Source organism: Deltaproteobacteria bacterium, assembly GCA_003696105.1.
Lineage (GTDB): Bacteria > Myxococcota_A > Polyangia > Haliangiales > J016 > J016.
Window position 1 is genome coordinate 1 of sequence record RFGE01000377.1, and the last position, 10,007, is coordinate 10,007.

At 73.5% G+C, this 10,007-nt stretch carries 9 protein-coding genes; 5 read left to right on the forward strand and 4 right to left on the reverse strand.

Going from position 1 to position 10,007, the window contains the following annotated elements; all coding sequences use genetic code 11:
• Both D6689_22930 and D6689_22935 read left to right on the forward strand, forming a co-directional pair.
• Positions 1 to 874: tetratricopeptide repeat protein (locus D6689_22930; GenBank protein RMH36047.1), on the forward strand; the 874-nt coding region annotated here is incomplete at its 5' end.
• A 27-nt stretch (positions 875 to 901) separates the two neighbouring features.
• Positions 902 to 2,179 (forward strand): MFS transporter, encoded by a 1,278-nt coding sequence (locus tag D6689_22935; GenBank protein RMH36048.1) that lies wholly within the window; start codon positions 902 to 904, stop codon positions 2,177 to 2,179.
• A gap of 7 nt (positions 2,180 to 2,186) precedes the next feature.
• On the opposite strand, the gene D6689_22940 is transcribed toward D6689_22935, so the two are convergent.
• Complete coding sequence (locus D6689_22940; GenBank protein ID RMH36049.1) at positions 2,187 to 2,618, reverse strand: tetratricopeptide repeat protein; 432 nt, start codon at positions 2,616 to 2,618, stop codon at positions 2,187 to 2,189.
• A 19-nt stretch (positions 2,619 to 2,637) separates the two neighbouring features.
• Between D6689_22940 and D6689_22945 the strand changes: the two genes are divergently transcribed.
• On the forward strand, positions 2,638 to 3,270 hold the full coding sequence (locus tag D6689_22945) for a hypothetical protein (protein RMH36050.1): 633 nt from the start codon (positions 2,638 to 2,640) through the stop codon (positions 3,268 to 3,270).
• 877 nt (positions 3,271 to 4,147) lie between these two features.
• Here the strand turns inward: D6689_22945 and D6689_22950 are convergent.
• Positions 4,148 to 5,002 (reverse strand): SDR family oxidoreductase, encoded by an 855-nt coding sequence (locus tag D6689_22950; protein RMH36051.1) that lies wholly within the window; start codon positions 5,000 to 5,002, stop codon positions 4,148 to 4,150.
• 53 nt (positions 5,003 to 5,055) lie between these two features.
• On the opposite strand from D6689_22950, the gene D6689_22955 reads away from it, so the two are divergent.
• Positions 5,056 to 6,855 (forward strand): sensor domain-containing diguanylate cyclase, encoded by a 1,800-nt coding sequence (locus D6689_22955; protein RMH36052.1) that lies wholly within the window; start codon positions 5,056 to 5,058, stop codon positions 6,853 to 6,855.
• A 41-nt stretch (positions 6,856 to 6,896) separates the two neighbouring features.
• Positions 6,897 to 7,979, forward strand: a complete 1,083-nt coding sequence (locus tag D6689_22960; protein ID RMH36053.1) for a radical SAM protein — start codon at positions 6,897 to 6,899, stop codon at positions 7,977 to 7,979.
• A gap of 52 nt (positions 7,980 to 8,031) precedes the next feature.
• Here the strand turns inward: D6689_22960 and D6689_22965 are convergent, their stop codons facing one another.
• The gene (locus D6689_22965; GenBank protein ID RMH36054.1) at positions 8,032 to 8,973 is read right to left on the reverse strand and encodes a tetratricopeptide repeat protein; all 942 of its coding nucleotides are present in this window, start codon (positions 8,971 to 8,973) and stop codon (positions 8,032 to 8,034) included.
• On the reverse strand, positions 8,970 to 10,007 hold a 1,038-nt coding region (locus D6689_22970; protein ID RMH36055.1), incomplete at its 5' end, for a hypothetical protein. The genes D6689_22970 and D6689_22965, both read right to left, overlap by 4 nt.

The window sequence follows — 10,007 nt, forward strand, 5'->3', positions numbered from 1 at the left end:
GATCGCTACCGTACTGTTGTCCACTGCGCTTGCCGTCGCCGCGTGCGGCGACGAGCGGGAAGCATCCCGGCGTGCGCGGTCGTCCGCCGTGCGATCGCCGGCGCGGGCCGGCGCGCGAGACCCAGCCGCCGCGCCCGCGACGCCAGGGACCGACATTCCGGGGCCGCCCGGGCATGCGCGGGCGCCCGAGCCCGCGCATCGGCCCGCCGGCGGGGCGGCGCCCGCGGAATCCGCGCATCGGCCCGCCGGCGGGGCGGCGCCCGCGCGGCCGACGTCGTATGCCGAACTCATGAAGGCCGGCCGCCGGCTGGTGCGCGAGGGAGCCTATGAGCGCGCGTTGGCGCACTTCGAGCGCGCCGCCGCGGTCGAACCGGAGCGCGCAGCGCCGCACGAGTGGATCGCGCGGGTGTACCTGCGCCGCGGCCGGCCGGATGGGGCGCGGCCGCACGCGGAGCGGGCGCTCGAACTGGCGCCCGAGTCGGCGTCGGCGTGGAATACGATGGGCCGCACGGAACTGATGGCGGGAGAGATCGACGCCGCGGTGGCGTCGTTTGAGCGCGCGACCGAAGCGGACCCCGCGTATGGTTGGGCGTGGAACAATCTGGGCCTCGCGCTGGGACAACTCGAACGGTGGGAGGAAGCGGCTGCGGCGCTGGAGCGCGCGACGTCCGGTAGCCGCGTCGAGGCGTACATGTGGAACAACCTGGGCGTCGCCTACGAGCGCCTCGGCCGGCCGGAGGACGCACGCGCGGCGTACGAGAAGGCCGCGCTGCGCGGGTCGACGCTCGCGGCGCGCCACCTCGAGCGGCTCGACGGCGCGGCCGCGACGGGCGCCGAGCATGCCGCCGCGGGAGACCAACCCGAGGCGCCGTGATGCGCGACCGGCGCGGCCCGCCGTGCTATGACCACAGCCGGCGCCCGCACCGTAATTGGCGGGCGCCGGCCGAGTGGGGACATGGAGGATCGGGTCGACCGCGCGAGCACGGCCGCCGCCCCGTTTCGCGGCGCCTACGTGCTCGCCGTGTTCGCCGCGCTCAACTTCTTCCACTACGCGACGCGCAACGTCGTGTTGCCGATGTACGCCGACCTGCGGGCGTCGTTCGCTCTCACCAACGCCGACCTCGGCCTCCTCACGACCGCGTTCATGGCGGCTCACGCGGTGGCCGCGATCCCGGCCGGCTGGCTGGCCGACCACGTCGACCGGCTCAAGGTCGTCGCGATCGGGGCGAGCGTGTGGTGCGCCGGCGCGTTCGGCGTCGCGGCCGCCGGCGGACGCGGCGACCTGCTGGCAGCCCGCGCGGTGGCGGGGCTCGGCACCGGCGCGCTGGTGCCGGTGGCGAACGCGCTGTTGTGCGACGCGTTCCCCGCGGGCGCGAAGGCGCGCACGCTGTCGATCTTCAACCTCGGTCTGTTCGCGGGGGGCGCGGCGGGGTTCGCGATCGGCGCCGTGTGCGGATACCCGCTCGGACCGCTGCTCGTCGCCGGACCGCCGGCCGTGCTGGCCGCGCTGGCCGCGCGAATACGCGTGCCGCGGCGGCGCACGGCGCGGGTCGCGCCGCCGACGTGGCGGCAGTTCGCGGCCGACTGCGCGGGAACGCTCCGCGTCCCGGCGCTGCGATGGCTCATGGCCGGCGCGGTGTGCGTCGCGTTCGCCGCCGGCGGCTACCTCGCGTGGTTCGTCGATTTCGTCGCGCGCACCAAGGGGTTCTCGGTCGCGTCCGGCACGCTGTTCTTCGGCGGGTGCGCGCTCACCGGCGGCCTGTTGGGCGTGTGGTCGGGCGGTGCGATCGGCGATTGGATCGCGCGGCGCCGGCGCGGCGGGCGGCTGACCGCGTTCGCCGCCGGGTTGGCGCTCGCGGTGCCGTTCGCGCTCGCGTCGATCTACACGGACCGCGGGTGGGCGTTCTACGCGGTGGCGTGGGGGCTGATGTACTTCATCTCCTGGTATCACGGGCCGCTGGCGGCGGCGGTGGACGACCTCGTGCCGCCGGCGCGCGCGGCCACCGCGCAGGCGGCGCTGATCGCGAGCATGCACCTCGTCGGCACCGCTCCGTCGGCCTGGATCGTCGGCCTCGCGGCGGACGCCGTCGGGCTTCGGTCGGCCTTGCTGGTGCCGACCGCGGCGCTCGCGATCGCCGCCGCGTGCGGCGCGATCGGCGCGCGGCGCGCGGCGCGGTGACAGACGGTCACGGCGCGAGCGCGGCCGCTTGCGCCTCGTCGGCGGCCGCTCCGGCGCGATCGCCCGCGCGGCGGCGCGCGGCGGCGCGGTCGCGTAGCCCGGCGGCGCGCGCCCGCCGGTAGCGTACGTCGTCCGGGTAGGCGTCGAGCAGCACGTCGGTCCAGCGCAGACACTTGTCGTAGTGGTGCGTCTCGACGCAGTAGATGCGGGCGATCCCCCAGGCGGCGGCATAGCTGTGTGGATAGCGCGCGAGCACCGCCTCGTAGGCGTCGACCGCCTCCGTCCAGCGGTGCTGGCGGGCGAGGGCGTCGGCGCGGTCGAGGTCGTCGGAGACGCCGCACGCGGCGACGGCGAGGGCGAACGCCGCGGCGACCCGCGCTGGCCGCGCGGGCTGCGCGGCGCTATAACAGCGGCCGAGGAGTCGCATGAGGACCGTCATCAACGCGCTCGCGAGTGCGGTGGTCGCCGCCGGCCTCGCGACCGGCTGCCGCGCATCGACACCGCCGGCGGTGTCGACGCTGGCCGAATATAGCGCCGCGCTCGACGCGGGCGACTACGACAAGGCCTACGAAATGATGTCGGAGCGATTTCGCGCGCACGTCGGCCGGGACGAGTTCGTGCGGATGATGCGTGCGAACAAGCGCGAGGTTCGCGAGACGGCGCGCCGGCTCAAGGGGGAGGTGCGCGCCGTCGAGGTGGTCGCCGAGGTCCGCTATGGCGAGGGGGACGTGCTGCGGCTCGTGCGCGAGGGGGGGCGCTGGCGGCTCGCGACCAACCCGATCGCGTTCTACGGGCAGTCGACGCCACGCGAGGCGCTCCGGTCGTTTCTGCGCGCGTATCGGCTCGCGCGGTGGGACGTGATGCTGCAGTTCGTACCGGCGCGGTACGCCGAGCGGATGGACGTCGATGCGGTCAAGCGGCAGTTCACCGGCCCGCGGCGCGACGAGATCGCGGCGCAAATGGAGCAGATCGCGCAGGCCGTCGACGGCGAGATCGTTCAAAAGGGCGAGGAGGCGCGGCTCGTGTACGGCGACGGCGAGGTGAAATTCGTCCGCGAAGACGGCCGCTGGAAGATCCTCGACATCGACTGACGGCGCGGCGGACGGGGCGGGCGAGGGCCGGGGGCGAGTCCGCGGCCGGCGCGCGGCGCGGTCGCACGTCCCCGCGATGACGCGGCTCCGGGGGCGAGTCCGTCCCGGCGGCTCGGGGATCCGCGCGTCGGGCACGGACGCCGAGGGGAGCGAGCGTTCGCTGCCGTCCCCGCGATGACGCGGCGCGCAGCTCGGCGGGCGGCGTCCCGCCCGCCCCTGCCGGGGTGCGGCGCTCGGGGTGCCGCACCCCGGTGAGGTCGCCGGTCACCGGCGCGCGGCGCGATCGCCCGCTCGACTCCGCAAAAAAGTCAGGGCGGAGCCGCCGCGCAACGTGGCGAAACTCATGCGACCGGTGGGGACGACGGCGCGGCACGTCGCGATCTGGGGCGTTGCGTGTCGCGATTTCGAGGCACAATGTGAACTAGAAGACGGGTTTCGTGCCGAGGTGTTTTCCGGCTCTATCATGATTCTGGCTCGTTACGAGAGGAGCGACCGCCGCGGTTTGCGGGGCATGCATCGTGCATGTCACACTGACCGTATCAGGACGGGGCGAATCCGGACGATCCACACTGTGAGCGCAAAGCCATGCTGGACCCCTGGGTAATCGAAGAAATCAAGCGCCGTGAAGAGGAGCGCCGTCGCGAGCACGAACACCGGCGGGTCGAAATCCCCGTCTACGCGCCCGTGCCCGACAGCGACGCCGCCCAGCCTCCCAAGGAGGACACCGAGCGCGGCGTGGTCGTCATCGACCTGTAGCGGGCTCGACGGCCGCCCGGACCTTGCGCAGGCCGCGCGAAGGGGCCGGGGTGGCGCGCCCGCTGGCCGGACGCGGCGCGTGCAGCGCGGTGCCGGCGTCGGACGCGGGGGGCCGCCCCGCCTACTTGCCCGCGATCTCGGACCAGCGCTCGCGGATCTCCTGCGCGGTCCAGCCCTCCGGGCCTCGCGGGAGGACGGGGTCGGTCCGCACCATCCTGAACAGGTACATGCGCGGCCCTTCGACCGCCAGGACTTCGCCGGTGAGGTCGGCGGCCAGGTCGGACGCGAGGAACACGGCAGCCGGCGCTACGTGCTCTGGCGCCAGCAGCTCCTTGGCGTTCGGCATGGCCTGCATCATCGGCAGATCGGCTGTGAGCCGGGTGTGGGCGATGGGGGCGAGCGCGTTGCACGTGATGTGGTACTTCTTCAGCTCCATTGCCACGGTGCGCGTGAGGCCGTAGATGCCGGCCTTGGCCGCCGCGTAGTTGGTTTGGCCGAAGTTGCCCATGAGACCGGCCACGCTCGTCGTGTTGATGATGCGTCCGCCCTCGCCGCGTTCCTTCATGTGCGCTGCCGCCGCGCGGGTGCACAGGAATGTACCGCGCAGGTGGACCTTGACGACGATGTCGAACATCTCGTCGGTCATCTTCAACAGCGTCTTGTCGCGGAGGATGCCGGCGTTGTTGACGAGGATGTCGAGCTTGCCGAAGGCGTCGAGCGCGGTCTTGACGATGTTGTCGGCGCCGGCGCGCTCGGAGACATCGTCGTAGTTCGGTACCGCCTCGCCGCCGGCGTCGACGATCTCGGCTACCACCTTCGCGGCCGCGGTCTCATCGGAACCGGTACCGTCTCGTGCGCCGCCCAGGTCGTTGACGACGACCTTGGCGCCTTCTTTGGCGAACAGCAGCGCGTGGGCGCGTCCAATACCGCCGCCGGCGCCGGTGATGACTGCAACTTTCCCGTCGAGAAGCCCCATGAGACGTTATCCTCCGTCGGCCTGAAAAACGGGCTCACCCTATCACAGCCTCCGTGGACCGCGTCGACCTGACATCGCCCGTCGTGCCGCCGGCGCCCGAGCGGCGTGCCCTGCACGTCGCGTTCACGATGGCGTTGGCCGTGCTCGGGTGGGGCTTGCTGGCGGCGGCGACCGTCATACCGGGATGGGCGCCAGCGTCTGCGCGGGCCTCCGATGCGGTCGCGGTGGCCGCGTTCTTGCTGGTGATCGTGGTGGCGCGGCGGATGGCGTTGCCGATGCTGCCGCAGGTCGCGGTGTCTCTGGACACGGGGTTCCTGATCGCCGCGGCCGTGTGTCTGGGCTCGGTGACCTCGGGGTGGCTCGTCGCGGTCGCGCTGTCGCTCGACGCGTTCGTGCGCCGCCTCGGCGAGCGCCGCGCCAATCCGGTCGCACACACCTGGCTCGACGATATCGCGTACGTTCTGTACTTCGGCGGCATGTCGGGCGCGCTGCTGATGGGGTTGGGGTGGCTGCTGGCCGTCGACGGATTCGATCTGTCTACCGGCATCGAACGCGAGTCGGACGCGCTCGGGCTCGTGTTTGCCCTCGGCGGCAGCTTCCTCGCGGTGCACTACGCGGTCCAGGGCGTGCGCCTGCGCATTCTCGGCCGGCCGTTCGCGTCGTACGTGCGGCGCGTGGCGCTGCCCGGTATCGTCGCGGAGGCGTCGCTGCTGCCGCTGGCGGTCGTCGTCGTTCTGCTGTACCGGCGGGACCAACCGCTCGGCTTTCTTCTGTTGGCGGCGACCTACTTGCTGATCAACTTGGTGTTCTTCCGGCTGCGGCGCATCGGCTTGCGCTTGCAACGGCGTGTCGTCGAACTCGAGACGCTCAACGCCACGTCGCGGGAGTTGGCCAAGTCGCTCCAACTGCACGATCTGGTCGACGCCGTTGCGCGCGAGACGGTCAAGGCGCTGCCGCGCGCCGAGCTGCTCACGCTCGTGCATCGCACGCGGTCGGACGAGGCGGGCGAGCGCCTGGTGGTCGATGCGTACGAGCGCGACCGCGGCCGCTTCGAGCGCTTCCACGTCGCGGGGCGCGACGGCCCCTCCGGGTGGGTGCTCGACCGCTGCGAGTCGCTGATGATCGCGGACCTGCGGCGCAGCCCGTTCGACGCGGCGGCCGCGTCCGGCGTACGCTCGTGGCTGGGCGTTCCGTTGGTCGTCCACGGCGAGGCGGTCGGCGTCCTCGCGGTGCAGAGTCGCCAGCGCGGCGCGTTCGACACCGACGATCGGCGATTGCTCGAGGCGATCGGAGCGCAGGCGGCGGTGGCGCTGCAAAACGCCCACCTGTACGAACTCGCGATGGTCGACGGGCTCACGCGGCTGTTCGTCCGCCGCTACTTCGACGCGCGGCTCGCCGAGGAGATCGAACGCGCGCGCCGATTCGGTACGGAGTTCTCGGTCGTCATGATGGACATCGACGACTTCAAACAGCTCAACGATTCGCTCGGCCATCCGGCGGGCGACGCGGTGCTCGTCGCCGTCGCCGACATCGTGCGGCGGAACATGCGCGGCGTCGACACCGCCGCGCGCTACGGCGGCGAGGAGATCTCGATCGTGCTGCCGCGCACGCCGCTGTTGGACGCCTACAACCTCGCGGAACGCATTCGCGGGCTGATCGAGGCGGCGCGCGTTCCGTATGACGGCGGTACGATCTCCGTCACCGCGTCGTTCGGCATCGCGGCCTACCCGGAAAGCGGCGAGGGGACCGCAGACGACGTCGTGCGGCGGGCCGACACGGCGCTGTACCGCGCGAAGCGGACGGGCAAAAACCGCGTCGAGCTGTACTGGGCGGACGGGGAACGCCCCGATTAGCCGCCGTGCGCGGTCGATTCGGGCTACACTGGGCGGCGGCGATGACGGCGGATCCGCGGCGCAACCTGCAGCAGCTGGCGTTTTCCCGGTGCGTGCCGGTGAACGCGACGATCGAGGTGACGCTTCGCTGCAACCTCAAGTGCGTCCACTGCTACAACTTCGATCGCGCGCAGCCGCTGCCGATCGCGCGCGCCGCCGCCGAACTGTCCGGCGCCGAGATCGTCGACGCGATCGACCAGCTCGCGGCCGCGGGGGCGCTGTTCCTCACGTTTACCGGCGGCGAGGCGCTGCTGCACCCGCAGATTTACGAGTTCGTGCGCCACGCGGTCGCGCGGCGGTTCTCGGTCGCGGTCAAGACCAACGGCATGCATCTCGTGGATCGCGCGCGCGCGCTTCGCGATGCCGGGTGCGGCCGGGTGGATGTGAGCGTGTACGGCGCGTCCGCCGCGACGCACGATGCGTTCACGCTCGCGCCGGGGTCGTTCGACCGCACCGTCGCCGGCGTGCGCGCCGCGCTCGACGTCGGCATGCGCGTCCACCTCAACCTGTGCCTGGTGCGGACGAACGCGCACGAGGTGGCGGACATGGTTGCGCTCGCACAGGAACTCGGCGTCGGCTGCGGGATTGACCCGCAGATCACCCGGCGCTACGACGGGACCGACGAACCGCTCGATCTGCGCGTGGATCGGGACACCCTGCGCGCGCTGTACCGCGGACCGCTGGCGCCGTTCCTGTCGGCTGCGTCGTGCAGCCGGGACGCGGCGCCGCAGTGCAGCTGTGCCCGCAGCGTGGTCGCCATCGCGTCCAACGGCGACGTCTACCCGTGCATCGGCGCGCCGATCCGTGCCGGGAACCTGCGCGAGCAGTCGTTCGCGGACATCTGGGCGTCGTCGCCCGTGTTCGAGCGCATCCGCGGCCTGCGCCTCGCGGACTTCGCCGCATGCGCGCCGTGCCCGGACCGGCCGTGGTGCCGTCGCAGTTCGGGCGTCGTCTACGTCAACACCGGCGACTACACCGGGCCGGAGTCGTGGACGTGCATGGAGGCGTCGGTGTTGCGCGAGATCGCGCAGGAGCGCGCCGCCGCGAGCGCCAGCGCGGCGCCGGCCGGCGAGGGCGCGCGGTAGCTCGCGGGGCGCCGGCGGGCCGGTCCGGTGCGGCCGCACGGCTTCGACGTCGTTACGGCGGATCGTCGGCCAGCGCGCGCGACAGTGCGAGCGCGTCGAGGTCGCGCGGCGCGAGCGCCAGCGCGATGGCGACCAGTTCCGCCGCGCTCTCGCGGTCGCCATCGCGCGCCAGCGCGGCCGCGCCGTCGCGCTGGGCGCGCGCGAGGTCCGGCGCCAGCGCGAGGGCGCGCGCGGCACACGCCGCGCGCTGCGGCTCATCGCCGGCCGCGCGGGCGTAGCGGGCCGCGCACGCCCAAAAATAGGCCGTGTGTTCGCCGTCGGGGGCGGCCTCGGCCGCCGCCATCGCTTCGTCGGCGGCGCCGGCGAACTCGCCGGCCGCGGCGCTGATCCGCGCCAGGTCGAGCCATGCCCACGCGAACCGCGGGTGGGTGGCGACGAGCCGCTCGAGTTCGGCGCGCGCCGCGTCGGTCTGTCCCGTGCGCACCAGCGCGCGGCACAGCCGCCACCAGGGTCCGGCGGCCCGCCGGTCGCGCGCATGGGCGCGCCGCTCGCGCGCGACCGCGGCCTGGGGGGTCAGGTCGCCCGCTTCGTCGACGCCGAAGTCGCGGAACTCGCCGTCGCGGTCGTAAAGCACCGCCTCGCCCTCGAGCCAGCCGTCGAGCCAGCGGTCGAACGACGTCCCGTCCGGGATCCAATCGCCGATATCGCCGTCGAGTCGCCACACCGCGCCGCGCGCGTCCACGTAGATCGTGTCGCGGCCGACGTCGGCGACGCGCCATCGATCGGCGTCGCGAACGACGTCCGCGGCCGGAAGGATCGTCAGCGCGCCGTGGAACAACTCGCCGCCGTCGTGCCACGCATAGACCGGCTGGAGTGGTGCGGGCAGCGCCGCGATCGCGCGCCGAGGCGCCGGCGGGCGCAAGATGTGTACGCCCGGGGCGTAGCGGGCGACGAACCGATCGATGCGGTCGAACCGGCCGGCGTCGGCGGTCATCGCCGGGCGAGGTCGATCCAGCCCGCGGCGACGACCGGCTGGCCGTTGGCATCGACGCCGTCGAACAGCACGGCGACCGCCCGCGCCCCCGCAGGCAACTCGTCGACGAGCGCGAGCCGCTCGCCGGCCGCAGCTTTCGTGACGTCGATCGGCGCGCGCAGCGGGGTGCGCACGCCGCGCGCATCGTCCCACAGTACGGTGAGGGTCCCGGCCCCGAGGGCGGCGCCGGCGTTGGTGACGACGACGGCGCGCCCGCGGCCCGGGGCGAGCGACAGCGCGCCGCGGAACAGGAAGTCGAGGGCCGCGGCGCTATAGCGTGCGGTGACCGGCAACAGCGCGGCGATCTGTTCGAGCGCGCAATCGTCGTCGATCCACCAGGTCAACCGGCGGTGGTCGATGCGGTAGCGCGCCAGACACACGCCGCCGGCGCCGCGCCAGGTCGCGCCGCCGGGACGTGCCGCGGCCAGCAGGTCGAGTTCGGCTGCCGAGGGCGCCGGCGCCGGCGCGCGCAGCGCGGCGGCGAGCGCCGCGGCCAGCGCGGACGCCCGTTGACCCGGTCGCACGCGGATGGCCCGCGGCAGGGTGCCGTCGGACCAAAACCGGGCCGCCGTCCATTCGGCGAGTCCGCCGCCGCGGCCGTCGACGAACAGGTCGCGCACGCTGCGCGGGGGCGCGACGTCGCCGGCCGGCGCGGGGACGGCGACGCGGCCGAATGCGAGTGCGGCGATGCGTTCGAAGCGCGATCCGAGGTCGAGCGGGTCGTCGCTGAGGCGCCGGGCATGGGCGGCGAGGTCGTCGTGGACGTGCGACGGCGAGCCCATGTCTTGTAGTACGTGCAACAGCGCGCCGGCCGCGACGAGGGCGCCGGCGAGGTGGCGCTCTCGCTCGGCGGGTGTCGCGGCGGTGACCGCCTTGCGGTACTGCGCGACGAATCCGGACAGGCCCAGCGGGTTGTCGGCCGCGTCGATCCAGTCGGGCGCCGCGACCGCGCGTCCGCCACCGAGGGCCCGGTGGACGACCCAACGAACGATCCA

Bases quoted from the DNA above. Each gene is read 5' to 3' on its own strand.
- D6689_22965 (RMH36054.1), bottom strand. From the start codon at position 8,973: ATGACCGCCGACGCCGGCCGGTTCGACCGCATCGATCGGTTCGTCGCC.
- D6689_22960 (RMH36053.1), top strand. From the start codon at position 6,897: ATGACGGCGGATCCGCGGCGCAACCTGCAGCAGCTGGCGTTTTCCCGG.
- D6689_22950 (RMH36051.1), bottom strand. From the start codon at position 5,002: ATGGGGCTTCTCGACGGGAAAGTTGCAGTCATCACCGGCGCCGGCGGC.
- D6689_22935 (RMH36048.1), top strand. From the start codon at position 902: ATGACCACAGCCGGCGCCCGCACCGTAATTGGCGGGCGCCGGCCGAGT.
- D6689_22940 (RMH36049.1), bottom strand. From the start codon at position 2,618: ATGACGGTCCTCATGCGACTCCTCGGCCGCTGTTATAGCGCCGCGCAG.